This is a genomic window from Streptomyces altiplanensis (assembly GCF_053591575.1).
In genome coordinates this window covers 1-23,200 of record NZ_JBSFUB010000107.1, presented here as the reverse complement: position 1 = coordinate 23,200, position 23,200 = coordinate 1, and the positions used below count along the sequence as shown (strand labels likewise).

Annotated in this window: 27 protein-coding genes and 1 pseudogene; 13 read left to right on the top strand and 15 right to left on the bottom strand. The window is 71.8% G+C overall.

The window, feature by feature from the left end; all coding sequences use genetic code 11:
- Positions 1-237: 237 nt before the first annotated feature.
- Both ACWD0Y_RS31080 and ACWD0Y_RS31075 read right to left on the bottom strand, forming a co-directional pair.
- Entirely contained in the window at positions 238-408 is a 171-nt protein-coding gene (locus ACWD0Y_RS31080) for a hypothetical protein (RefSeq protein WP_176710046.1), read from the bottom strand.
- Between the two features lie 107 nt (positions 409-515).
- Positions 516-926, bottom strand: coding sequence for a hypothetical protein (locus ACWD0Y_RS31075; RefSeq protein WP_450263632.1), 411 nt, complete (start codon positions 924-926; stop codon positions 516-518).
- Between the two features lie 133 nt (positions 927-1,059).
- Here ACWD0Y_RS31075 and ACWD0Y_RS31070 point away from each other — a divergent pair, with 133 nt between their 5' ends.
- Positions 1,060-1,626 carry a DM13 domain-containing protein gene (locus ACWD0Y_RS31070; RefSeq protein ID WP_450263631.1) on the top strand — a complete coding sequence of 189 codons (567 nt, stop codon included), beginning with the start codon at positions 1,060-1,062 and terminating at the stop codon, positions 1,624-1,626.
- 9 nt (positions 1,627-1,635) lie between these two features.
- Here ACWD0Y_RS31070 and ACWD0Y_RS31065 read toward each other — a convergent pair whose 3' ends face one another.
- A complete protein-coding gene (locus ACWD0Y_RS31065; protein ID WP_450263630.1) occupies positions 1,636-2,073 on the bottom strand; it encodes an ATP-binding protein in 438 nt (145 codons plus the stop codon).
- The gene (locus ACWD0Y_RS31060; protein WP_450263629.1) at positions 2,067-2,969 is read right to left on the bottom strand and encodes an MEDS domain-containing protein; all 903 of its coding nucleotides are present in this window, start codon (positions 2,967-2,969) and stop codon (positions 2,067-2,069) included. Before ACWD0Y_RS31060 ends, ACWD0Y_RS31065 begins: the two co-directional genes overlap by 7 nt.
- A gap of 268 nt (positions 2,970-3,237) precedes the next feature.
- Here ACWD0Y_RS31060 and ACWD0Y_RS31055 point away from each other — a divergent pair, with 268 nt between their 5' ends.
- The 6 genes from ACWD0Y_RS31055 (at position 3,238) to ACWD0Y_RS31030 (ending at position 7,953) form a co-directional block, all read left to right on the top strand.
- The gene (locus ACWD0Y_RS31055) at positions 3,238-3,633 is read left to right on the top strand and encodes a VOC family protein (protein ID WP_450263628.1); all 396 of its coding nucleotides are present in this window, start codon (positions 3,238-3,240) and stop codon (positions 3,631-3,633) included.
- Positions 3,634-3,948: 315 nt separating this feature from the next.
- Positions 3,949-4,185 carry an acyl carrier protein gene (locus tag ACWD0Y_RS31050; protein ID WP_450263627.1) on the top strand — a complete coding sequence of 79 codons (237 nt, stop codon included), beginning with the start codon at positions 3,949-3,951 and terminating at the stop codon, positions 4,183-4,185.
- On the top strand, positions 4,182-5,435 hold the full coding sequence (locus ACWD0Y_RS31045; RefSeq protein WP_450263626.1) for a beta-ketoacyl-[acyl-carrier-protein] synthase family protein: 1,254 nt from the start codon (positions 4,182-4,184) through the stop codon (positions 5,433-5,435). The genes ACWD0Y_RS31050 and ACWD0Y_RS31045 overlap by 4 nt, the downstream gene beginning before the upstream one ends.
- A gap of 45 nt (positions 5,436-5,480) precedes the next feature.
- A complete protein-coding gene (locus ACWD0Y_RS31040; protein WP_450263625.1) occupies positions 5,481-6,395 on the top strand; it encodes an alpha/beta fold hydrolase in 915 nt (304 codons plus the stop codon).
- Between the two features lie 222 nt (positions 6,396-6,617).
- The gene (locus ACWD0Y_RS31035) at positions 6,618-7,481 is read left to right on the top strand and encodes a chaplin family protein (RefSeq protein ID WP_450263624.1); all 864 of its coding nucleotides are present in this window, start codon (positions 6,618-6,620) and stop codon (positions 7,479-7,481) included.
- Positions 7,482-7,716: 235 nt separating this feature from the next.
- Positions 7,717-7,953 carry a hypothetical protein gene (locus tag ACWD0Y_RS31030; protein ID WP_450263623.1) on the top strand — a complete coding sequence of 79 codons (237 nt, stop codon included), beginning with the start codon at positions 7,717-7,719 and terminating at the stop codon, positions 7,951-7,953.
- A 133-nt stretch (positions 7,954-8,086) separates the two neighbouring features.
- On the opposite strand, the gene ACWD0Y_RS31025 is transcribed toward ACWD0Y_RS31030, so the two are convergent.
- Positions 8,087-8,452: an ArsR/SmtB family transcription factor gene (locus tag ACWD0Y_RS31025; protein WP_450263622.1), complete on the bottom strand. Its 366-nt coding sequence runs from the start codon at positions 8,450-8,452 to the stop codon at positions 8,087-8,089.
- A gap of 133 nt (positions 8,453-8,585) precedes the next feature.
- Between ACWD0Y_RS31025 and ACWD0Y_RS31020 the strand changes: the two genes are divergently transcribed.
- Positions 8,586-10,670, top strand: coding sequence for a heavy metal translocating P-type ATPase (locus ACWD0Y_RS31020; RefSeq protein ID WP_450263621.1), 2,085 nt, complete (start codon positions 8,586-8,588; stop codon positions 10,668-10,670).
- A gap of 286 nt (positions 10,671-10,956) precedes the next feature.
- Here ACWD0Y_RS31020 and ACWD0Y_RS31015 read toward each other — a convergent pair whose 3' ends face one another.
- Complete coding sequence (locus tag ACWD0Y_RS31015) at positions 10,957-11,466, bottom strand: hemerythrin domain-containing protein (RefSeq protein ID WP_093799931.1); 510 nt, start codon at positions 11,464-11,466, stop codon at positions 10,957-10,959.
- 112 nt (positions 11,467-11,578) lie between these two features.
- Between ACWD0Y_RS31015 and ACWD0Y_RS31010 the strand changes: the two genes are divergently transcribed.
- Positions 11,579-12,529: an endonuclease/exonuclease/phosphatase family protein gene (locus ACWD0Y_RS31010; RefSeq protein ID WP_450263620.1), complete on the top strand. Its 951-nt coding sequence runs from the start codon at positions 11,579-11,581 to the stop codon at positions 12,527-12,529.
- Here ACWD0Y_RS31010 and ACWD0Y_RS31005 read toward each other — a convergent pair.
- The gene (locus ACWD0Y_RS31005) at positions 12,519-12,875 is read right to left on the bottom strand and encodes an ATP-binding protein (protein ID WP_450263619.1); all 357 of its coding nucleotides are present in this window, start codon (positions 12,873-12,875) and stop codon (positions 12,519-12,521) included. The two genes, ACWD0Y_RS31010 and ACWD0Y_RS31005, sit on opposite strands and share 11 nt — an antisense overlap.
- A 159-nt stretch (positions 12,876-13,034) precedes the next feature.
- Between ACWD0Y_RS31005 and ACWD0Y_RS31000 the strand changes: the two genes are divergently transcribed.
- Positions 13,035-13,883 (top strand): helix-turn-helix domain-containing protein, encoded by an 849-nt coding sequence (locus ACWD0Y_RS31000; RefSeq protein WP_450263618.1) that lies wholly within the window; start codon positions 13,035-13,037, stop codon positions 13,881-13,883.
- Positions 13,843-14,118, top strand: a complete 276-nt coding sequence (locus tag ACWD0Y_RS30995) for a DUF397 domain-containing protein (RefSeq protein ID WP_450263617.1) — start codon at positions 13,843-13,845, stop codon at positions 14,116-14,118. The genes ACWD0Y_RS31000 and ACWD0Y_RS30995 overlap by 41 nt, the downstream gene beginning before the upstream one ends.
- On the opposite strand, the gene ACWD0Y_RS30990 is transcribed toward ACWD0Y_RS30995, so the two are convergent.
- Positions 14,115-14,543, bottom strand: a complete 429-nt coding sequence (locus ACWD0Y_RS30990; RefSeq protein ID WP_450263616.1) for an ATP-binding protein — start codon at positions 14,541-14,543, stop codon at positions 14,115-14,117. The genes ACWD0Y_RS30995 and ACWD0Y_RS30990 overlap by 4 nt on opposite strands.
- Positions 14,544-14,619: 76 nt before the next feature.
- The gene (locus ACWD0Y_RS30985; RefSeq protein WP_450263615.1) at positions 14,620-15,795 is read right to left on the bottom strand and encodes a PP2C family protein-serine/threonine phosphatase; all 1,176 of its coding nucleotides are present in this window, start codon (positions 15,793-15,795) and stop codon (positions 14,620-14,622) included.
- 198 nt (positions 15,796-15,993) lie between these two features.
- On the opposite strand from ACWD0Y_RS30985, the gene ACWD0Y_RS30980 reads away from it, so the two are divergent.
- A complete protein-coding gene (locus tag ACWD0Y_RS30980) occupies positions 15,994-16,326 on the top strand; it encodes an STAS domain-containing protein (protein WP_450263614.1) in 333 nt (110 codons plus the stop codon).
- Positions 16,327-16,341: 15 nt separating this feature from the next.
- Here the strand turns inward: ACWD0Y_RS30980 and ACWD0Y_RS30975 are convergent, their stop codons facing one another.
- The 6 genes from ACWD0Y_RS30975 to ACWD0Y_RS30950 form a co-directional block, all read right to left on the bottom strand.
- The gene (locus ACWD0Y_RS30975) at positions 16,342-16,785 is read right to left on the bottom strand and encodes a response regulator (RefSeq protein ID WP_450263613.1); all 444 of its coding nucleotides are present in this window, start codon (positions 16,783-16,785) and stop codon (positions 16,342-16,344) included.
- Positions 16,782-18,434 carry a sensor histidine kinase gene (locus tag ACWD0Y_RS30970; protein WP_450263612.1) on the bottom strand — a complete coding sequence of 551 codons (1,653 nt, stop codon included), beginning with the start codon at positions 18,432-18,434 and terminating at the stop codon, positions 16,782-16,784. Before ACWD0Y_RS30970 ends, ACWD0Y_RS30975 begins: the two co-directional genes overlap by 4 nt.
- The gene (locus ACWD0Y_RS30965; protein ID WP_450263611.1) at positions 18,431-19,636 is read right to left on the bottom strand and encodes a PP2C family protein-serine/threonine phosphatase; all 1,206 of its coding nucleotides are present in this window, start codon (positions 19,634-19,636) and stop codon (positions 18,431-18,433) included. The genes ACWD0Y_RS30970 and ACWD0Y_RS30965 overlap by 4 nt, the downstream gene beginning before the upstream one ends.
- Before the next feature lie 151 nt (positions 19,637-19,787).
- Positions 19,788-20,288, bottom strand: coding sequence for a MarR family winged helix-turn-helix transcriptional regulator (locus ACWD0Y_RS30960; protein WP_450263610.1), 501 nt, complete (start codon positions 20,286-20,288; stop codon positions 19,788-19,790).
- Positions 20,289-20,397: 109 nt separating this feature from the next.
- Positions 20,398-21,258, bottom strand: a complete 861-nt coding sequence (locus ACWD0Y_RS30955) for an RNA polymerase sigma factor SigF (protein ID WP_450263633.1) — start codon at positions 21,256-21,258, stop codon at positions 20,398-20,400.
- A 231-nt stretch (positions 21,259-21,489) separates the two neighbouring features.
- Entirely contained in the window at positions 21,490-22,626 is a 1,137-nt protein-coding gene (locus tag ACWD0Y_RS30950) for a serine/threonine-protein kinase (protein ID WP_450263609.1), read from the bottom strand.
- 241 nt (positions 22,627-22,867) lie between these two features.
- On the opposite strand from ACWD0Y_RS30950, the pseudogene ACWD0Y_RS30945 reads away from it, so the two are divergent.
- Positions 22,868-22,963, top strand: a pseudogene (locus ACWD0Y_RS30945) (RNA polymerase subunit sigma-70); the annotation flags it as partial.
- Positions 22,964-23,200: the final 237 nt, after the last annotated feature.

Here is a 23,200-nt window from a genome sequence, read left to right as displayed (position 1 = left end):
CGCGGGGGGGTCGGGGGGGGGCCCCGCCGGGGCGCGGCGCCCCCCGCCACCGCCTTGTGTTCCAGGTGCCCCGGGTCTTCCAGGTGTCCCGGATCTTCCGGATGTTCCGGGTGTCCCAGTGTTCCGCTCCGCTGCGGGCCGGACTCGTGCGGCGGGAGGCCGAGTGCGAAGGTCTCCCGTATCTCGCCGGTGGCGACGAGCCGGGCGACCCGCCGGCGTTCGGCCGGGGAGAGGCCGTCAGGGGCGGCAACCGGCCGCCGGGCCCTCTTCGCCGCCGCCTTCGCCGCCCCGCTCGGACTGCTGCGGCTCGTGCCGCTCCAGGGACGGGTCCACGGCGGACGGGTCGGACGAGCGGGCGACTTCGGCGCGCAGCATGGCGTTCAGGGCGGCGTACGGATCGATGGGCATGGCGAACGTCCTTACGGTCGAGAGGGTTCAGCGCTGAAGCGAGGCAGTGGCGCGTGGCGCGGTGCGCACGGGCGCGGTGGCGCGGCGGCGCGCAGGCGCGGGCCTCCTCAGCAGCGCAGCACCACACACCGCCGTACCGCGCGCGCCAACGGCCCCTCGACCGGCAGCGCCATGTCCCCGGTCCGGGCCGCCCGGTGCGGGAGCCGGCCCCCGGCCCGCGCACGCCGGTACGGCGCCACCACCCCCGCCCTTGCCGTACTGCGGCCCCTCGCGCGCCCCCGCCGGACCTCGCGGGACCCCACGCCGCCCCCGCGCACCTCACTGTCGGCGGTGTCCGACGGCTGGCCCTCGGCCCCGGCCCCCAACGCCGATTCGGCGACGGGCACCACCGGCGACCGGGCCTGTACGGCCCCCCTCTCGCCCAGCACCACGGCGAAGACCGCGGTGAGTACCAGCAGCGCCGTCAGCACACCGCGTCGCACCGCGCGCGGGACCGGGCCGGGGCACTTGGCAGGCATGTGCGTCTCGTCCCACGACCGGGCCGGTTCTTAGCGGTACGCCACCGAAGTCCCCTCCACCGGACTAGTGCCGTAAGGATTTCGTCACCGGAAAGCAGAGGCCGGAGCGGGCTTCGGGGCGTTGAATGGGCGCATGAGTCGCCTACTCGGCAAGCCCGGGGTCATCGGAGTGCTGCTCGTCGCCGTGGTGGCGGCCGGCGCGGGTCTGTACTGGTTCCAGCCGTGGAAGCTGTGGGTGGACGACACGGTGCGGGACGAACTGCCCGTCGCGGCCCCCGCGACCCCACCGGCCGCCCCGGGCCCCGGGGCGACCCCACCGGCCGCCCCCGCCACCCCCTCCGCTCTCCGGATCCTCGCCTCCGGTTCCCTGATCAGCCACGAGCACCGCACCACCGGTACGGCGAAGGTCGTCCGGCTCCCCGACGGCTCCCGCACCCTGCGCCTGGAGAACCTCGACACCAGCAACGGCCCCGACCTGCGCGTCTGGCTCACCGACGCGCCGGTGAAGGAGGGCAGGGCCGGCTGGCACGTCTTCGACGACGGCACGTACGTCAGCCTCGGCAAGCTGAAGGGCAACAAGGGCGACCAGAACTACGCACTGCCCGCCGGCCTCCGCCTGGAGGGCCTCACCAGCATCAGCATCTGGTGCGACCGCTTCGACGTCTCCTTCGGCGCCGCCGAGCTCACCGCCCCCGCGTGACCGGCCGCCTCAGCCCGGCAGCACCATGGCGAACGTCACCACGCTCCCGCCCGCCCCGTCCGCCCCGCCCGCGACGACCAGCCGGTCCGTGATCAGGCGCGTGAGCCACAGCCCCCGGCCGCAGTGGCTGCCGCCGAGCCCCGGCGCCAGCTCCGGGATGACGGAGGAGGCGAAGCCGGGACCCGAGTCGCTGACCGTGCATTCGAGCGCGCCGGAGGCGCGGCGCAGCAGCAGCCTGCCGCTCCCGCCGCCGTGCTCGACGGCGTTCGTCGCCACCGCGTCCGCCGCCAGGACGAAGTCGCCCCTGCGGGGCTCCGCCAGTCCCGCCCAGGCGGCGTACTGGTCGACCAGTACACGCAGCCGGGGGAGGTCGTCCTGGACGAAATCGAGTTCCAGCAGCCGCTCCTGCGGTCCGCCGCCGTTGAGGTGCACCCCTTCGGTCACCATTCCCGGGCCACCTCCGTCAGCGTGAGATGCCGGACCCCGCCCGAACCGAGTCTGCGGAGCAGCACCGCCTGCGCGGCGCCGCAGCGGACCTCGACGCCGCCGTGTCCGCAGGCCCCGGCGGTGCGGTGGCCGCGACCGACGAGGTCGATCAGGTCGAGGGCGCACCGTGCGCCGAGGAAGTGCAGAGCCCCCAGATCCACCAGCAGCCGGGACCCGGCGGCCCGGTCGAGGGCGTCGCGCAGGGCGGTCACGAAGGGTTCACGCGTGGCGTGGTCGGCCTCGCCCGCGATCCTGACCGAGTCGTCCGCATGCAGGACGCGCAGTTCCCCGAGGGCGGAGAGGAGCGAGCGCGGGTGTGCGTCGGACATGGCGTCGAGTACGTCGCTGTCGAACGCGCGCCGGTCGTAGGAGCAGACCTCGTTGTAGGGCCGGCCGTCGAAGAGGTGTCCGGCGTGGGACTCGCGGTGCATCATCGTGGCGACATCGGCGTCGAGGTCCGCCACCCAGTGCATGTCGATGAACGCCCGCAGTCCCCGGTACCCCTGCGCGACGGCGAGCGAGGTCTCTTCGCGGAGGCGCTCCCACTGCCGCTCGGGGGTGAAGCGGCGATCGGGCCGGATGAGCGCGCGCATGCTGCTGTGCGTCAGCTGTCCCCGTCCGCGGGCCTCGGCGAACAGCGGACTGGTCCCGTCCAGACGCATGCGTACGGCGTCGGGGTCGAGCTGGGGCGCCGCGAAGACGATCACCTTCTCACCGCGTGCCAGTCCGGTGCGGGTGTAGGTGACGAGCGCGCCCCAGTTGGCTTCGTCGTCGTCATAACCGAGGAACGCGTGGTCGCCCGCCCGCATCCCCTGAACGGGCAGGAAGCCCGGATGTGCGTCTGCCCGTTCGTCCATCGCTTCCAGGGGTCCCTTCCCGCTCTCCGCCCACCCTATGGATACCGGACCGGTCCGGTCAGCCGTACCGGAAGCCGGACGCCGGCACCCGAAAGAGGCGGCCGCGCCGCGGGCCCCGGCCGCCGCCCGCATCGCGTGGGCCGCCGTCAACCCGCGTGACAGCAAAGGGAGTCCGTCCTAGGATCATCCGCACGGCATCGCGTGTCGGTCACCGGTCGGGTGAGGCATGGAGGTAGCCCGTGAGTTTGCCTTACGGAGGCATCCCACAGTGTCGGTACAGCTGAATCACACCATCGTCCACTCCCGGGACAACCGGGAATCCGCCGAGTTCTACGCCCGCGTCCTGGGCCTGGAGATCTCGGCCGAGTGGGGCCCGTTCATCGCCGTGGAGCTGAGCAACGGCGTCACTCTGGACTTCGCGACCGTCCCCGCGGAGTCGATCACCGTCCAGCACTACGCCTTCCTCGTCACGGAGGAAGAGTTCGACGGCGTCTTCCAGCGCGTCGAGGACGCCGGAATCACGTACTACGCCGACCCGCACGGCAAGCAGCCGGGCGAGATCAACCGCAATGACGGCGGTCGCGGCATGTACTTCATGGATCCGTCCGGCCACGGCCTGGAGGCGATCACCCGCCCGTACGGCAGCGGCGGTGAAGAGGAGTGACGCGGTGACGCCCTGAGCGGAGGGGACCGGGAAGGACGCTTCCCGGTCCCCTCCGCCTTTCCCGTCACCTTTCCCTGTCGCCTTTCCCGCGGGCCGCGGCGGCTCGGGAACATGTCCGTGCCGCCGGTGATCAGCCGGCCCTCGCCCCGCGAGGCGGGCCGCGGCCCGCCGTCGGGCCGCACGTGCGCCGAACTCCACCGTCCCAGTGAATTTACGTACGCACGCACTAGCCGTCATTACATCGGGCGAACGATGTGAGGAGCCTTCCGGGCGGGCGCGTATAAAGGTTGCCGGACGAACTCAGAGGAGCGACCGGTGGCCAGTGCGACAGACGTCGTCAGCACGCTGATGGTGCAGGAATTCGGAGTCGATCCGGCGGCTGTCCGCCCCGAGATCCCGCTCTACGAATTGCGCATGGATTCACTCGCCCTGGAAGAATTCCGCATCATCATCGAGGGCCGGCTGGAAATCGACCTGGAGGACGTCTCGCTGACCTCCCGGAACACCGTGGGCGAACTGGTCGCCCTCGTGCACAGCAGGACGCTCGGATGACCAGGCCGGCGAACCCGCCCTTCACGGCGGCGGTGACGGGACTCGGCCTGGTCACGGCGGCGGGAGTGGGGGCCGGCGAGGTGTGGCGGAACGTCACGCGCGGTGTGGTCTCCCCGTCGTCCGTGGGCCCCCGGGAGGAACTCCGCGGGCTGCCCTGCGACTTCATGTACTCCATCGGCGCCGACGTCCTGGACACCGGGCAGCGCCTCGGTGTGGCGGCCCAGCGGCTGATGGACCGTTTCTCCCAGCTCGCCGTACTGGCCGCCCGCGAGGCCGTCGCGGACGCCGGCCTCGACCCCTCGGCCTGGGACAGCGACCGGGTCGCGGTCGTCATCGGATCCGCCCACGGCGGCATCCCCTTCTACGACGACCAGCACGCCGTACTGACCACGCAGGGCCCGCGCCGGGTCTCGCCCAAGATCGCCCCGCTGACCGTGGTCAACGGCGCGGCCAGCAGCGTCTGCATGGACCTCGGCGCCCGCGGGCCGAGCATGGCGGTCTCCACCGCCTGCTCGTCGGGCACCGTGGCGATCGGCACCGCGCACCAGATGCTGCGCGCCGGCGTCTGCGACATCGTCGTCACGGGCGGCGCCGAATCGGTCTGCTCGCGGCTGATGACCGCCAGCGCCTGCCAGATGAAGGCGCTGTCCACCCGCTGCGACGACCCCGCGTCGGCCTGCCGCCCGTTCGACGCGGACCGCGACGGCTTCGTCGCCGGCGAGGGCTCCGGCCTGCTCGTCATGGAGCGCCCCGAGCACGCCAGGGCCCGGGGCGCCCGGATCCGGGCGGGCGTCGCCGGTTACGGCGCGTCCAGCGACGCGTACGCGGCCGTCGCCCCCGACCCCGACGGCAGGGGCATCGAAAACGCCCTGCGCACCGCGCTGACGGACGCGGGCGCCACGCCGTCCGACGTCGGCCACGTCAACGCGCACGGCACCTCGACCGTGTTCAACGACCTCATCGAGGCGACGATGCTGCACCGGCTGCTGGGCCCGTCCCCCCTCGTCACCTCGTCCAAGGCGATGACCGGCCACACCCTGGGCGCGGCCGGCGGGATCGAGACCGCCCTGACCGTGCTCGCCCTGGAACACCAACTCGTCCCTCCGACAGCCAACCTGGAATCGCTCGACCCCCGGATCCCGGTCGAGGTGGTCGCCAAGGCCGCCCGCCCGGCGGCGTTCGACTGCGCGGTCAAGACGTCGCTCGGCTTCGGCGGGCACAACGCCGCGCTCGTCCTCACCCGCGGCTAGCCGCGACGGGACGCGGCCGGGGCCCGCACGTCGAGAAGGAGGAGCATGCCCGAGGAAACCATCCGTTCCCTGTCGGTGGACGGGCTGCGCTACTCCTACCGTCTGCTGGAGCGGTCCGGCCCGGCGGCCGGCCCGGGCACCGAGCCGGTCCTGGTCCTCGGCGGCGCGCTGCAAGGGATGCTCGGCTGGCCCCAGATGGAGAGGCGGCTGGGCCCGGTCGCGAGTGTCGTGACCGCGGACCTGCCGGGCATGGGAAGCGCCGCGCCCCTGCCGCTCGGCCCCAGCGCGGACGTCCTGTGCGCCGCCGTCACCCGGATCATCGACGATCTCGGCGTACCGCGCGTCAACCTCTTCGGCTTCTCCTACGGGGCCGTCCCCGCCTTCCACTGTGCCCAGCGCGACCCGGGGCGCATCGCCCGGCTCGTCCTCGGCGGGGTCCCGGCGCACATCACGGACGCCCAGCGGGCCCGCTGGCGGCAGGCCGCCGACCGGCTCGCCGCGGGGGACAGGGACGGCTTCGCCGCCATGGTGACGGAGACGCTCATGTGCCTCGACCCCGACCGGTACGTCGTCCGCCGAGACCTCGCCCACCGGTACGTCAAGAGGTCCGTACGCCACGTGGTCACGCACTCCCCGCACGCCTCGGACTACCTGTACCGCTCCCTCGACGACCGGCCGGACTTCTCGGGCGGCCTGTCCGGAGTGCCGGCCCTGGTCTTCACCGGGGAGCACGACACGGTGACCTCGCCGGAGCGCCAGCGCGCCTTCGCGGCGACCATCCGGGGCAGCCGCTTCACCATGATCCGGGACGCCGATCACTGGGTCGTACTCGAAAAGGCCGAAGAGGTCGCTGACCTGGCGCTGCGTTTCTTCACCGACCGCTCGCTGGATTCGGCCGGGTACCTGGCTCCGGTCCCGCATCAGGAGCGGGTCTCCGAGGAAGACAGAGCCTTCGGATGACGGCAAGGAAACAGACCCTTTTGCCGAGTTTCTTCTGCGAAGCCCGATCGTTACGGATATCGACGGCTGTGCGCGGCGACTTGACCGGTCGATAACGAGTGCGTCAGCCAGTGGTTCTCAGTCCGGACGACATGTCCGGCCGATCGAACTTCCCTCATCGCGCGTGGGCAATCGGCTCACTCGCACGCATCAAAGACAGGGAATGGCAAAGTGCGACAGGTATTGAGCAGAAGCGTTTTCGCTGCGGCGGCCGCCTCCGGGGTCCTCGCCATGACCGGGGGCTACGCTCACGCGGATGTCCAGGCACACGGCGGGGCCGGCAACGCGCCAGGCGTCGGGGCCGGCAACACGGCCCAGAGCCCCGCCCACACGCCGATGAACATCTGCGGCAACACCGTCGACGCCGTCGGCGCCCTCAACCCGGCGGTCGGCAACGACTGCGCCAACGGCGCGAAGGACATGCCGCCGTCCCACCGGGACCACGGCAGCGATTCGTCCGGCAAGGGGCACCCGGGCAAGGGGCACCCGGGCAACGAGTACCCGGACGGGGGCTTCCCGGACTTCCCGGATTTCCCGGACCACTCGGGCCACGAGGACCGGGGTGACGGCCACCCCGGTGGCGGCCACCTCGGTGGCGGGGACCCCGGTTACGGGTGGTCGGGCGAGGAGCCGCCCTGCGACGAGGCGCCGGGCGGGAAGCCGCCCGTCGGGAAGCCGCCGGTCGGGAAGCCGCCCGTCGGCGGGGACCCCGGCGAGGAGGGCCCCGGGAGCAAGCCGCCGGCCGCGAAGCCGCCGACCGCGAAGCCGCCGGTCGACGCGGAGCCCGGCGGGGAGACTCCCGGGAGCAAGCCGCCCGCCGGCAAGCCGCCCGTCGACGGGCCTCCCAAGACCCAGCCGGCCGTGCACGAGGTCCCGGCGGCCGAGACCCCGGCCGGCGAGGCCCCTGCGAAGGAGACCCGGGTCGTCGGAGCCCCGGCACTGGCCCACACGGGCGCCGGTGAGATCGGAGCCGCCGCCGCGATCAGTGCCGCGCTGCTCGGTGGCGGAGTGCTGATGGTCCGCCGTCGCGGGGCCGCGCGGGTCTGAGCCGCCGGTCACCGGCGTGTCCGATGGGGCGGGTTCTCCGGAGCCCGCTCCATCGCCGTGTCCGGACCTCTTCAATCCCGGCATCCGGGTGAATCACAAGAAGCGCCCCGGGCTTCAGTTTCTCTCCGTCCGGGCCTTCGTTAGTCCAGGTGTAAGTGGCACGGAACAGCAGCGTCAGAGTGTCGTGGGATTCGTGGTTCGCGGGTTTACGCCAGCACAAAAAAGGATTACTGGAATGAAGTACATGAAGGCCGCTTCGGCCATTGCCATTTCGATGATCGCTGCCGGAGTGGCGTCGCCGGCCATGGCCGCGGGCCAGCTGGGCGATGCTTTCGTCGAATCCGTCCCGCGGACTGCGACCGAGGCCGTGCAGCACCTCAATGAAGGCGATTCCAAGAAGCTGGTGCTGGAAGGTGCCGAAGGCGCCATGAAGGCCACCCAGGCGCTCGGCGGCCTGCCGCTCGGCGGCTGAGGCAACGCCTGCGCTTCTGCGCTCCTCGCGTCCCTCGCGCTCCTGCGTGGGGCCGCAGGGCTGTGAAGGCCGGCACGTACGCCATTCGGTGTGCGTGCCGGCCTTCTTCGCGTGCGTACGGGACGGGGCGTGGTTACGGCTGCGTCGGCGCGGGGGTGTCGCGGGCGCCGATGCGCAGGTGCTCGATGTGGTAGACGGCCTCGTCGAGGAGCTGGGCGACGTGGCTGTCGTACAGGCTGTAGACGATCCGGCGGCCCTGCCGGGCTCCGGTGACCAGGCTCAGCGCACGCAGCAGCCGGAGCTGGTGGGAGACCGCGGACTGCTCCATCCCGACCGCTTCGGCGAGCTCCGTCACGCCGCACGGGCTCTGGCGCAGCCGGGTCAGGATCATCAGCCGGGACGGGGTGGCCAGGGCCTGGAGCGTGGCGGCGATGGTGGCGGCGGCGTCCGCGTCCAGGTGGCCCGTGGGTGTGGCGCGTGCGTCGACTCCGTGTCCCATGGGCCCATCGTATCGGGGCATACGGAACAACGAGTGAAGAGCTCTTCATGTGTTCCGTTATGGTGGGGAGGTCCGCCCGTGCCCGTGCGCTCGGTCCGATCCTCTGTGAGACCTCTGTGAGAGGGGCCCTTCGATGGTTTCCCCCGTACTCGACGGCCGGGCCGCCGGCGACCGTCCCGCCGCCCGGCTGCTCGCCGCCCCGCCGGTCCCCTCGCGCCGTACGGGACTGCTGGCGCTGCCGGAGGTGCGGTGGGCGGCGCTGTCCGCCGTCGCCTTCCTGCTGGCCTTCCCGCTCGACCTGGCCGGCGCCCCGGCGTGGGTCTGGGGGCCGCTCTACGCGCTCTGTTACGTGTCCGGCGGCTGGGAGCCGGGGTGGGCGGGGCTGCTGGCGCTCAAGGAGCGGAGCCTCGACGTCGACCTGCTGATGGTGGTCGCCGCGATCGGGGCGGCGGCGATCGGGCAGTTCCTCGACGGGGGGCTGCTCATCGTCATCTTCGCGGTGTCGGGGGCGCTGGAGGCGCTGGCCACCCGTCGTACGGCCGACTCGGTGCGGGGGCTGCTGGACCTGGCCCCGGCCACGGCCGTACGGCTGAAGGGCGCTGACGCGGGGGAGGACGCGGGGGAAGAGGTGGTGGGGCTCGGGGAGTTGCGGGTCGGCGACCTGGTGCTCGTACGGCCGGGTGAGCGGCTGCCCGCCGACGGTACGGTCGTCGCCGGCGCCGGTGAGGTGGACCAGGCGACCATCACCGGGGAGCCGCTGCCGGTGACCAAGCAGGCGGGCGACGAGGTCTTCGCGGGCACCCTCAACGGCACCGGGGCGCTGCGGGTACGGGTGGACAAGGACGCCTCCGCGTCGGTCATCGCCCGCATCGTGGAGATGGTCGAGGAGGCGAGCGGGACCAAGGCGCCGACGCAGCTGTTCATCGAGAAGGTCGAGCAGCGTTACTCGGTGGGTGTCGTCGTCGCCACGCTGGCGCTGTTCGGGGTGCCGCTGGCATTCGGGGCGGACTTCGAGGGGACGCTGCTGCGGGCCATGACGTTCATGATCGTCGCCTCACCGTGCGCGGTGGTGCTGGCGACCATGCCGCCGCTGCTGTCCGCCATCGCCAACGCCGGGCGGCACGGGGTGCTGGTCAAGTCCGCTGTGGTGATGGAGCGGTTGGGCGAGGTCACGCGGGTGGCGCTGGACAAGACCGGCACGCTGACGGAGGGCTCGCCGCGGGTCGCCGGGGTGCGGGTGCCGGTGGCTGCCGGCGCGTGGGGGGAGGACGAGGTGCTGGCGCTGGCGGCCTCCGCCGAGTACCCCAGCGAGCATCCCCTCGCGCGGGCGGTGGTCTCCCTGGCGGTGGAGCGCGGCCTGCGCCTCGATCCGGCCGAGGACTTCTCCTCGGCGCCGGGGCGCGGGGTGCGGGCGGTCGTCGGTGGCCGGGAGGTCCGGGTGGGGAGCCCGGCGGCGCTGCTGGGGGGTGCGGACGCGAGCGTGGGTGCGGGCGCGGACGCGGACGCGGACGCGGGTGCGGGCGCGGATGTGGTGCGTGGTGCGGGTGCGGTGCGTGGTGGAGCTGGGGTGATCGTGGCCGAGGTGGAGGGGGCGGGGCACACGGCCGTGGTGGTGCTGGTCGAGGGGGTGCCGGTCGGGGTGCTCGCGGTGGAGGACCGGGTGCGCGCCGGTGCGGGCGATGCGGTTGCCGCGCTCGGGCGGCTGACCGGGTCGGAGCCGGTGCTGCTGACCGGCGACAACGAACGCGCCGCCGGCAAGCTCGCCGGTGAGGTCGGCATCACGCGGGTACGGGCCGGGCTGTTGCCGCAGGACAAGGCCGCCGCCGTACGGGAGTGGGAGTCGGCGGGCGAGAAGGTGCTGGTCGTCGGTGACGGGGTCAATGACGCGCCGGCCCTGGCCGCTGCGCACACCGGGGTCGCGATGGGGCGGGCCGGGTCGGATCTGGCGCTGGAGACGGCCGACGCGGTGGTGGTGCGCGACGAGCTGGCGACGGTTCCCGCTGTCGTCGCGCTGTCGCGGCGCGCGCGCCGGCTGGTGGTGCAGAACCTCGTCATCGCTTCGGTGTGCATCGGGGCGCTGGTGATCTGGGACCTGGTGGGGCACCTGCCGCTGCCGTTGGGGGTCGCGGGGCACGAGGGGTCGACCGTGCTGGTGGGGCTGAACGGGCTGCGGCTGCTGCGGGAGTCGGCTTGGCGGGGTGCGGTGCGCGACGCGTAGCGAGTGCGGTGCGGGGGCTTCGGGGTCGGTGCCGTGCCGGGGCGTCTCCTCGGGCGCCGAACGCTCGGGCACGGGGGTCCGTTTCGGGGTGGTTGCGTTCGACGCCCTGCGGGGAACGCCCCGGCGCGTCCCCTCCCGGCACCGCGACAGGTGACGCGGGGCAAGGAGAGACCTGGCGTGCGCTCAGGCGGCGTACTGGCTCAGCGTCTTGCCCACCGCCGCCCTCGTGCGACGCGACGGCGGAGGAGAGGGCGGCGGTGGCTGCTGGCCGGCTGACGCTTCAGGGTCACTCCGAGTTCGCGATGACCTTGCGTACGTTCTCCAGGCTTCCGCAGTTCTCCTTGATCAGCCGGTCCCGCTCGCGGACGAACGCCGCGCCGAGCTCCGCCCGTCGCTCGTCCTTCACGAGTTCCCTGGCGTGGTTGAGGAGCGTGCGTTCTTCCTCGTCCGTGTGGTGGGAGATGGCCTGCGAGAGCTCCTCCAGCTTCTCGTCCCACTCGTCCGAACCCACCTCCGACACCTCCAGCAGCGCCGCCAGGGCCTTGTTGCCCTCGGTGTGTTCCTCCTCGCCGTGCTCGACCTCCTCGTCGTCGACCTTCTTGTAGCGCCGCAACGCCGGATAGACCTCGGCCTCCTCGGCCTCGCCGTGCGCGATCAGCAGGTCCGCGAACTCGCTGAGCGCGGCGGCCCGGTCCGCCTCCACACTCCGCATCGCGTGGAAGAGGTCCTCCATCCGCCGGTGGTCCTTGAGGATCAGCTCCACCACATCGGTCGTGCCGGCAGTGCTCCGGGTCATTCCGTCCGCCTCCTGGGTGCTGGGGTACGTCGTTCAATCCGCCTTCCCGGCATTTCGCCCGTCACTCTCCGGCAGTTGCCGTGGTGAGCGGCGCGGCCCTACGGTCGGGGCGATGAGCCAGGAGCGCGGCGAAAACCGGTGGAGCGGGCGGGGGCGTGTTCTGGCCACGCTCGCCGTGGCGGTCGCCGGCCTCCTGGTTCTCCATGCCGCCGTGCCCAACAGGGGCGGCCGTTTCGGCAGCTTCCTGGAGACGTTCCTGCCCTGGCTCGGCCTGACGGTCCCCGTGCTGCTGGTCCTGTCGCTGCTGCGCCGTTCCCGCCTCGCCCTCCTGGCACTGCTGCTGCCCGTCGCCGCCTGGCTCGGCGGTTTCGGCGGACTGCTGCTGCCGGCGGAGGCTCCGGCGGCGTACGACGTCGTCGCGGTCCAGCACAACGTCAGCGACGAGAACGCCGACCCGGCAGGCACCGCGCGGGCCCTGTTGAAGACGCGCTCCGGCCTCATCGCCCTCGAAGAGCTGACCCCCGGCGCGCTGCCCGCCTACGCGGCGGCGCTGGCGCCGGAGTATCCCCACCACGGGGTGGTGGGGACGGTCGGGATCTGGTCGAAGTACCCGCTGGCGGGAACGCGGCCTGTGGACATCGGGCCGGACGGCGTCGGGGCGGACTGGAACCGCGGCCTGCGGACCGAGGTGCGCATGCCGGAGGGCGGGCCGGTCGCCGTGTACGTCGCCCACCTGCCGTCCGTACGCCTCGGGCCGACCGGGTTCGGCACCGGGTGGCGGGACGAGAGCGCTGCTCTGCTGGGCGCCGCCGTCGCCGCCGAGCCCCTGGACCGGGTGGTCCTGCTGGGCGACCTCAACAGCACGGTGGACGACCGGGGGCTGGACCCGGTCGTCCGGCGGATGGACACGGCGGACCGGGGCTTCGCCTTCAGCTGGCCCGCCCGGTTCCCCGTGGCGCGGATCGACCAGATCATGACCCGGAAGGCAACCGTCACCCGGGTGTGGTCGCTGCCCGCCACGGGCAGCGACCACCTGCCGATCGCCGCCCGCATCAGGTTTTAGCGACACACTCGAACCACACCGTCTTGCCGCCCCTGCCCAGTACCGGAGACACCCCCCACCGGTCGCTGACGGCCTCCACGAGTGCCAGCCCCCGCCCGCCGTCGTCCAGCGGCCCGGCGCTCCTCGCCTTCGGAAGCCGTGGGCACGTGTCCGCCACCTCCACGCGTACGCCGTCCTCCGCGCGGAGGATCAGCACCGAGCAGTGTCTTCCGGGCACATGGCGCACGACGTTCGCCACCAGCTCCGTGAGCGCCAGCTCCGCCGCGTCGGAGACCTCGGCGAGTGCCCAGTTCGTGAGGTACGACCGCAGGATGCGCCGCAGATGCCGCGCCGAGTGCTCACCCACGGTGAAGTTCGCCCCGTAGCATGAAGGCTCAACTTCCCTGCTCTGTTCACCAGTTACGTGATTCACGTCACCAGAATGTGGCCTCCTGGCTACGCTCGGCTACGGGTAGAAGAAAACATTACGTTCTGTGAGCTTGATCTTGAGCCAGGGAGAACCCGTATGGCCAACATCCGCGACCTCGATCCCCACGCCTCCGCGCTCGACTACTACGGCGCCGAACTGCGCCGTCTGCGGGAGGCGGCGGGGCTCAACCAGAAGCAGCTCGGCTCGATCATCTTCTGCACGGCGTCCCTGGTCGGCCAGATCGAGACGGCCCGCAAGGTGCCCACGCGCGCGTTCTCGGAACGCGCGGACGCGGCGCTGGGGACGGAGGGGACACTGAGCCGGCTGGTCGGTCTGGTGCTGCGGAGCCAACTGCCGTCGTGGTTCCAGCCGTACGCGGAGATGGAGGCGCGGGCGGCGTACATCTCGACCTATCAGGCGCAGGTGGTCTACGGGCTGTTGCAGACGGAGGAGTACGCACGAGCGGTCCTTGCGACGGGGATGCCAGGCAACTTGGATGAGCTGGTCGCGGCGAGGATGGAGCGACAGCGTGTCCTGCAACGGGTGAGACCACCCATGATTTGGGTGATGCTGGACGAGGCCGCTGTGTATCGACCGATCGGCGGCCGCAAGGTCATGCGCAACCAACTTGCCCACCTGTTGGCCCTCCAGGACCAGCGGTGGGTGCAGATTCAAGTTCTGCCCTTCGAGGCCGGTGAACACGCAAGTCTGATCGGTTCGTTCAACCTTCTTCGTTTCGACGACGACCCCGACATCGTGTACACCGAGGACTTGGTCTCTGGTCACATGACTGCCAACTCCGAGGCGGTCAGGGAGGCGTCGCTCCGTTACGCTCACTTGCAGGCCGCTGCACTTTCTGTGGAGCATTCGGCGGCACTGATCACCGGCGCGATGGAGGAACGTTATGGGGACCAGTCAGGACCTGACGGGCGCGCGGTGGCGTAAGTCCAGTTACAGCGGTAACACCGGCGGCGACTGCGTCGAGTGCGCCCCGCTAGGTGTCGCCCAGTGGCGTAAGTCCAGCTACAGCGGCAGCAGTGGCGGCGACTGCGTCGAGGTCGCCGGTCTCGCCGCTCACGTCGCCGTCCGGGACTCCAAGAACCCCGAAGGCCCCGCCTTCACCGTCACCCCCGCCGCGTTCGCCGCCTTCGTCGCGGCGGTGGTGGCTTCGGCCCGCTAGAGGCTGATCGCCGCGCAGATCTTCTTGCCGCCCTCGGAGGTCGGGGTGACCGTGACGAAGCGGGCCAGGAAGTTGACCAGGGTGAGGCCGTAGCCGCCCTCGTATCCCGTGATGTCGGGGTAGCGGGGGCGGGGGCGTGCCGGGCTCGGGTCCTGCACGGTCACCTGCACCGTGGTCCGGCCCGCGGCCAGGCGCAGTTTGGTGATGCCGCCCGCGTGCCGCAGCGCGTTCGTGACCAGCTCGGAGACCACCAGCACCACGTTGTCGGTGGTCTCCGGACCGGGTACCTGGGACAGACCGGACAGGAACGCGCGCGTGGCGTCGCGCGCCTCGCCCGCCGTGGTGGGGCGGACCGTCCGGTGGGCGAGGCGGACCCTGTGGTCCCTGTGGTCCCTGTGGTCACTGACGGCATGCGGGTGGTTCATGTCATTCACCCTCGGTGGCAGGAAATCAATATCCGGTGACCTTGGGGCTTCTGCCCGGTTTTACAGCGTGTTAACTTCAGCCCTCGTTCCGGCCGAACCAGTCCAGACACACGACGAGGGCGTCGTCGGCGGTGTCCACGTCGGTGTCGCGGGTCGACGCCAGTTCGCGCAGGACCGCGCGGGGGACGGCCGCGGCGGGCAGGAGGCTCGCCGCCTGGATGGCCCGTGCCAGGGCCCGTTCGCCGTACGCCTCTCCGGCGCGGGTCACGGCGTCGTACACGCCGTCGCTGACGAAGACCAGCCGGTCGCCGGGGAGTGCGTGGAAGTCCTGGGCGACGTACGCCGTCTCGTCGAACATGCCGAGCGGGAGCTGCGCCTCGAAGGGCACGCGTTCGACGGTCTTGTCGCGCTGGCGCCACAGCTGGGGGGACCCGGCGTCGACCACCTGTGCCCGGCCGGTGGCCAGTTCGAAGGAGAGGATGAGGGTCGAGACGTACGCCGCTCCGCGGTGCTGGCCATAGATCGCCTGGTCGGCGAGCGCGGCCTGGTCGGCGATGCCGATGCCGGCGCGGCGGGCGTTGCGCAGCGCGTTGACGGCGAGGTTGGTGAGGAGGGACGCCTCGATTCCCTCGCCCATTCCGTTGGTGACGGTGAGGGTGAGGGTCTCCGCGGTGGTGGCCCAGTCGAAGTTGTCGCCGTGGATGGCGTACGCCGGCTCCAGCTGGGCTCCGACGGCGTACTCCTGGCGGGCGCAGGCGCGGCCGGGCAGGAGCTGCCACTGCATTTCGGCGGCCAGGGTGAGACGGCTGACGCGGCGGGCCTGGAGGTACAGATCGGTGTCGCGCTCGGCGACGATGATTTCGTGGCCGAGGAGTTCGGCGATCTCGGTGAGTTCTTCGATGGCCTCGGGCGTGCATCTCTGTCTGGAAAGTCTCACGGTCAGGATGCCGAGGCGGTCCCCGCGCACGGTCACCGGGAGGTGCAGGGCCACCGTGCCGTCCCCGGCGACGTACTGCCCGTACGCCTCCTGGCTGCCGAAGGCGCGGCCTTCGGGGCTGGAGTGGACGGGGAGGGCCCGCGCGGTGTGGGGCAGGGCGGTGACGGGCTGGAGGACCGTGAGGCTGTAGTCGGCCATCAGCAGGTCGACGGCGACGGCTTCGTAGTGCTCGACCAGTGCGGCACGTGCCGTATCGAGGAGGGCGTGCGGTGCGGCGGTGCGGACGGCACGCTCCACGGCCAGGAAAGACGTCACGGTCGGTTGGCCTCTTTTGTCAGAAGTGGGGTACTGGGAGTGGACGCGAACTGTTGACAAGTAGGGAGTGTTGCTAAGCAGCAACTGTTCGCCCTAGGGTGATTCTGCCGCACCATCGGGGCAGCCGCGCCGGCACCAGCCGGTTCCGCTGCCACATCTGAGGGGCCAGTTGTGCACACTTGTAGCACCGATCAGCGCATGCTCCTTGTCAGCCATCGATCCGAACGCGCTCACATTCTCGCTCTGCGCGGCGAAGTGGACCTGGATTCCGTCGAACCCCTGCGCCTGGCGCTGGACGGCGCCGGGCGCCAGGGGGAGGCACCGGTCGTACTGGATCTGTCGGCCGTGCAGTTCGCCGACACCGCGATGATCAACGCGTTGCTGCGGGCGCGTCCCCGGCTCGGGAACCGCCTGCGCATCGCCGCGCCCTCGGCGCTGGTGATGCGTCTGCTGCGGGTCCTGGGACTGGACACCGCCTTCATCATCCGCGACAGCCAGGAGGCGGCGGTCGGCGCCATACCCGGGCCGTAGGCCCGGGGGCGGGCGTCAGCGGCGGGGCAGCTTCACCACGGTGACGAAGAAGTCGTCGATCTGACGAATGGCCAGAATGAACTGGTCGAGGTCGACGGGCTTCGTCACGTAGGCGTTGGCGTGGAGCTTGTAGCTGCGCAGGATGTCCTCCTCGGCCGAGGAGGTGGTGAGGACGACGACGGGGATGAGGCTGAGGTCCGGATCGGACTTGATCTGCTCCAGCACCTGGCGGCCGTCGTACTTCGGCAGGTTCAGGTCGAGGAGGATGAGGTCGGGCCGCGGCGCGTCGGCGTACTCCCCGCGCCGGTAGAGGAAGTCGAGGGCCTCCAGTCCGTCCCGCACGACGTGGAGGGTGTTGCCGATCTTGTTGTCCTCGAACGCCTCGCGGGTCATGAGCTCGTCGCCCGCGTCGTCCTCGACGAGGAGCACTTCTACCGGCTCGGGCTGCGGGGTGGTCATGCGGGGCCTCTTCCAGTGATGGCGTGGGCCTCCTGGGGCCCTTCGGCGGACGGCTCCGAAGCCGTCTGCGGCGCGGCGTCGGGGAGCGTGAAGACCAGGCGGGTGCCTTCGGCGCGCGTGGTGTCGATCCAGATGCGCCCGCCGCTGTGCTCGACGATCTTCTTGCACAGGGACAAGCCTATTCCGGTGCCCGCGTAGGTGTCGCGGGAGTGCAGGCGCTGGAAGATGACGAAGACCTTGTCGGCGAATTCGGCGGGGATGCCGATGCCGTTGTCGGTCACCGTGAACTGCCAGAACCCCGGCTCCTCTCCGCGGTCGACGGTGACCTCGACGTGCGGCGTGCGCTCCGGGGAGCGGAACTTGATCGCGTTTCCGATCAGGTTCTGCCACAGCATGGTGAGCAGGGTCGGGTCCCCCGTCACCTGCGGCAGCTCCTGCGGCCGGTCGACGCGCGCGTCGCTCTCCTCGATGGCGGCGGCCAGGTTGCGTACGGACCGGTCGACGATCGTGTCCAGTGCCACGGTCTCCTGGGCGTCGTTGAGGCGGCCCACGCGGGAGAAGGTGAGCAGGTCGTTGATGAGGATCTGCATGCGCTTGGCGCCGTCGACCGCGAAGGCGATGTACTGGGTGCCGCGCTCGTCGAGCTGGTCGCCGTAGCGCTTCTCCAGCAGCTGGCAGAAGGAGGCGACCTTCCGCAGCGGTTCCTGGAGGTCGTGCGAGGCGACGTACGCGAACTGCTCCAGCTCCTCGTTGGACCGGCGCAGTTCGACGGCGTGGGCGTCGAGGTCCGCCGCCTGCCGGGACAGCGCGGCCTCGCTGGTCTTGGAGGTGGTGAGTTCGGTGACCACGCGCAGGCGCATCGCCTCCACCGCCCGGGCGACCGACTGGAGGTCGGCGGGGCCCCGGGCGGGGATGTGGTGGTCGAAGTCCCCGCCCGCGACGCGCCGGGCGGCGGCGCGCACCGCCGCGAGCGGGCGGGCGACGGTGAAGTGCAGGAGGACCGCCAGCGCCACGCCGGTCAGCAGGAACGCGGCCAGGACGGCGTAGAGCGCGCGGTCCCGGTCGGAACGCGCCTCGCCGAGGGCCGCGCGCGCCCGGTCGCGGTCCTGCTCCAGCCGGGCCTGCTGGGTGTCGAGCCGTTCGCGTACGGCGTCGAAGGTCTGCTTGCCCTCGGCCACGGAGGAGGCGGCGTCGTCGCCGGTCTCCCGCTCGCCGGCGATGGCCGGGGCGGCGAAGTCCTCGCGCCAGGTGCGTACCGCCCGGTCGATCGCGCGGAGGTCGGCGGCCTGGCGGGGCGAGTGGCGGGTCAGCTCCACCAGCCGTTCGCGCGCGCGGGTCTCGGCGGTGATCCCGCGACGGTAGGGCTCCAGCAGCTCCTTGTCGCCGGTCAGGAGGTAGCCCCGTACACCGGTCTCCTGGTCCAGCAGGGCGGCCTGGAACTGGAAGGCCTCGGTGCCGGCCGGGGCGATGTGGTCGACCAGGTGGTCCGTGGCCTCGGCGGTGCGCGACAGCACGGCCGCTCCCACCCCGGCCGCGACGACGGTCAGGGTGCCCATGACGGCCAGGGCGAGCAGGAACCAGCCCCGCACGGTCAGGCGCCGGGACGACTCGGAGCCGGCGGCCGGGTGCTGGTGCTGTACGGGTGTCACGTGGTGCTCTTCCATTCCAGGTGAAGTACGGCGACGTCGTCGGCCAGCCCGCCGCTGTCCGCCGCGAGCGACTGCGCGGTGTGGATGAGGGAGTCGACGAAGGCGTCGGCGGGCCGGTGCGCGTGGCGGCGGGCGATGTCGAGGAGCCCCTGCTCGCCCAGGCGCTCCGTGCCCTGCCCGATGCGCCCTTCGATCAGTCCGTCGGTGAACAGCACCATGGCCTCGCCGACGGCCACCGGCAGGGGGGTGACCGGCCACCTGGCCATACCGGGCAGCAGCCCGAGCACCGGACCTCCCGGGACTTCCTCCAGGTGTACGCCGCCGTCCGGCGAGCGCATCAGCAGGCCGGGGTGACCGGCCCGCAACACGTTCACGTGGCTTTCCCCGGCGGTGTGGCTCAGGCAGGTGAGGGTGGCGAAGATCTCCGGTCCGGAGCGTTCCGCGACGAGCATCCGCTCCAGCAGGCCCAGCAGTTCCTCGCCGCGGGCCCCGGCCAGTACGAACGACCGCCAGGCCACGCGCAGGCACACGCCCAGGGCGGCTTCGTCGGGGCCGTGGCCCGACACGTCGCCCACCACCGCGTGTGTCGTGCCGTCGGGGGTCTGCACGACGTCGTAGAAGTCTCCGCCCAGGAGGGCCTGGGCGCGGCCGGGCTGGTAGCGGGCGCAGACCTCGACGCTCTTGTCGAGCAGGAGGGGGGTGGGCAGCAGGCCGCGTTCGAGACGGGCGTTCTCCTGGGCGCGCAGCTGGCCGGTCTGGAGGGCGGAGGCCGCCTGCTCGGTCTGCTTGCGCTGGATCGCGTAACGGATGGCGCGTACGAACAGGTCCGCTTCCAGCCGCCCCTTGATGAGGTAGTCCTGGGCGCCCGCCGCGACCGCCGCCAGGCCGGACTGCTCCTCGGCGAGTCCGGTCAGGACCACCACCGCGGAGCCGTCCGCGTGCCCCAGGACCTCCCGCAGGGCCTCCAGGCCCTGGGCGTCCGGCAGATGGAGGTCGAGCAGGATGCAGTGCGGCATCTCCAAGGACAGCTGGTCGAGGGCGTCCGCCAGCGACCTGGCCCAGCGGAGTTCTATGGAGACGCCGCCGTCGGCCACCAGCTCCTCGACGAGCAGCGCGTCGCCGGGGTCGTCCTCGATGAGCAGCACGGTCGGCTGTTCCCAGTTCCACAGCGCGGTGTGGGCGGGATCGGAGACGGTCCCCATGTCAGGGCTCCTCCTCTCACCGCGGCCGACCTGGTCCGCAGGGCCGCCCGGTGTGTCCGGTGCGTCCGCGAAGAGGGTAGAACGATTAGTTGTCTTTTGACAACAATTGCTGTGTGGGATGCGCTCGGACACCCGGGTCTCCGTCCGGTTGTCAGGCGGGGCGCACCACGCGCATACGGGCGCAGTCCGCGGCGCCGCCGTCGATCACCGAGGCGGCGGCGTCCCCGAACGCGGCGAGGCCGGTGGCCAGCTGCGCCAGGGCTTCGGGCGGCATCATCTCGAGTACGGGGCGGAGTTCCCGCACCTGGCACTCGCGCACCTCACCCAGCAGCGCCCGTCCCGGCCTGCTCAGGTACAACTGCACTTCGCGGCGGCTGGCCGGACTGAGCCGCCGCTCCACCAGGCCGGCCGCCTCCAGGCGGTCGCACAGCCGGCTCGTGGCGGGAGGACTGGACCCCAGCGCCTCGCCCAGCGTCCGCAGGTTGCCGCCCTCCAGACGCTCGATCGCCTGCAGCGCGCGAAGCTGCGAGGGCGAGATCGGTCCGGCGGGAGCCCTCAGCTGCGCCCTTCCCCAGAGAACCGCGAGCAGATCCGTCACGTCGGAAGCGGTGTGCGCCAGGTCTTGCGGGCGCGACGGATGGCTGGGAGGCATCGTTCCACTGTGCCACCCCGGGGGCGGTGCTGTCAGTACAGGCCGGTGCTCCGGTACCGGCCTGTACTCCGGCACCGGTGGCCGGGGACGGTTCACCGTCGTTCTCCGCTCAGTCCTCGACCAGCATCTTGGTGCGCAGCCGCTTCAGCACGCGCGACAGGAGCCGGGAGACCTGCATCTGGGAGACGCCGAGCTCCTCGCCGATCTGCGACTGGGTCATCTCCTGGCCGAAACGCATTTCGAGGATGCGGCGGTCGCGGTCGTCGAGCTCCTCCAGGAGCGGCGCCAGCGTGTGCAGGTCCTCCACGCTCTCCATCGCCGGGTCCGGCTCGCCCAGCCGGTCGGCGAACGTCCGGCCGTTCGCGTCGGCCCCCTCACCGCCGTCACCGGGAGCGTCGAGGGAGCCGGCGGTGTAGCCGTTGGAGGCGACGAGACCCTCGATGATCTCGTCCTCGGAGAGGGACAGGTGCTCGGCGAGCTCCTGCACCGTCGGGTCGCGGTCCAGGCGCAGGGAGAGTTCCTCCTTGGCCTTGGCCAGGTCGACGCGCAGCTCCTGGAGCCGCCGGGGGACGTGGACGGCCCAGCTGGTGTCGCGGAAGAACCGCTTGATCTCGCCGACGATGTACGGCACGGCGAAGGTGGCGAATCCCACTTCGCGGGAGAGGTCGAACCGGTCGATGGCCTTGATGAGGCCGATGGTGCCGACCTGGACGATGTCCTCCATGTCGCCGCCGCCGCGGTTGCGGAAGCGGCCGGCGGCGAACCGGACCAGGGACAGGTTCATCTCGATGAGGGTGTTGCGGGCGTACTGGTACTCGTGCGTGCCCTCTTCGAGGACCTGAAGCTGGTCGAAGAACAGCTGCGACAGGGCCCGGGCGTCCTTCGGGGCGATCTTGCCCGCGTCCTCGATCCAGGGCAGGTCACCGATCAACTCCGCCTGCGGCTGCGGCGTCACCGTGTCCGTCGTCATCACGTCGGTAGCTCCCACAGGCATCGTCGTCATGTCCTCGCCCTCCCAGTCATCGTGCAGACCCTTCAAGGGGCGCTCCTGCCCGCGACCGAAGCACTCATTCCTGTCAGTTTTTTTATTTTTCCCCACCGCTGTCGCGGAGCGGTGTACAGATCCGTACATGGCCGCATATGACCGAAAATATAAGCTTCCTCACTGGGCCTCACGGGACCTCACCGCGCCCGCCGCACCTCAGTCCTGCGAGGACTCCGCGGTGATGTCGGGGCCGGGCTCCGGGGTTTCGGCGGAGCCGGTGTCGGGCGACATCCAGGCCATTCCGACGAGTACCGCCACGAGGAAGGCGATGGCACCGGCGATCGCACTCGCGACCCGGGGTCTGCGCCGTACGAACACCCGCGTACTGGGCCGCTGGACGGGCGCCGCGCGGCGCCGGGACGCCGGCCGCGGCGTGCCCGTCGGCGGCAGGGCGTACGTGTTCGTGGCCCCGGGGACGGGCTGGTCCGCCGGCAGCGGCGCCGGCTGCCGCTGCGGCTGCGGCGCGGGGAGCGGCTGGGGGTGCCCCCGCCAGGTGTCCTGACGGAACCAGTCGGCCACCTGCTCGGCCGTGGGCCGGTCCTCGGGCTGCTTGGCGAGCAGACCCAGCAAGTACGCCTCGAAGGGGGCGGGGACGTCGATGCCGAGCTCACGCGGCGGTACGGGAGCGGCGTCGACGTGCTGGTACAGCGTGCCGGTCGCGGTGTCGGCCTGGAACGGCGGACGGCCCGCCAGCAGTTGGTAGAGGACGCAGCCGAGGGAGTACATGTCGGAGGCCGGGCCCGCGGGCCGGCCCAGCGCGCGCTCCGGCGCCAGGTAGAGGCTGGTGCCCACGATCTGGCCGGCGGTGGTGAGCGCGGTGGCGGGGTCGTCGACGAACTGGGCGATGCCGAAGTCGGCGATCTTGACCGTACCGTCGAAGCTCGTCATCAGGTTGCCGGGCTTGATGTCCCGGTGCACGACCCCCTGACGGTGTGCCACGGCCAGCCCGGCTGCCGCCTGGGCGGCGATCGAGGCGACCCGGTCGGCCCGCAGCGCGCCCTCGGTGGTCAGCGTCTGCGCCAGGCTCGTCCCCTCGACGAGTTCCATGACGAGATAGAACTGGTCCTCCCACGCCCCGAAGTCGAACACCGCCACCAGGTGCGGATGGCTCAACCGGGCGGCGGTCTGGGCCTCCAGGCGGAACCGGGCCGCGGCCGACGCGTCGGCCCCGTTGCCAAGCAGCAGCTTGACGGCGACCGGCCGGCCCAGCACCTCGTCCGTGGCCCGCCAGACCTCGCCCATCCCGCCCCGCCCGATGGGTGTGTCCAGCCGGTATCTGTCCGCCACCAGCACTTGCGCACCAACCCCGATTTCACTCTGACAATCCCAAGTCTGCTGAACCTACTTCACCGGGACGGGGCCCCTGCATCTGAGGGCGGCAACGAGGGCTCTCGCCGCGGCCGGAGCATGGCGGCCGGCAGGCCGACGGGCCGTCAGTCACCCGCCTCCGCCCGAAGCCGCGCCGCACCTCCGGTGAACCTTTCCGGCCCCGCCGGGGAACAAGGGGTGACCCGCGCGCCGCCGTCTCCCAGGAGCCGAGGCTGTCGCCCAGTCGCTGGAGCAGCCGGAGGTCTTCGCCGGGCCCCACGACCGCTGCGCGCCCGACATCCACCGCTACGCCGCCCGCCGCCCTGCTGGGCACCCGGCTCGGCGGCGCGTCCGCGCCCGCCCCCGCCGGGCCCGCGACGGTGGACACGCTGAGCCCCGACAGCCCTGCCGAAGTGCTGAACCGGCCCGCCCGCGCGGGAGCGGCGGGCCGGTCACGGGCGGGGCGTCGTGTACGCGATCATCTCCGGACCGGAGCACGGCTGGGGCTCCACCCAGGTGCTGGTCCCCGCCGCGGCCGGCGTCCTCGTCCTGGGCGCCT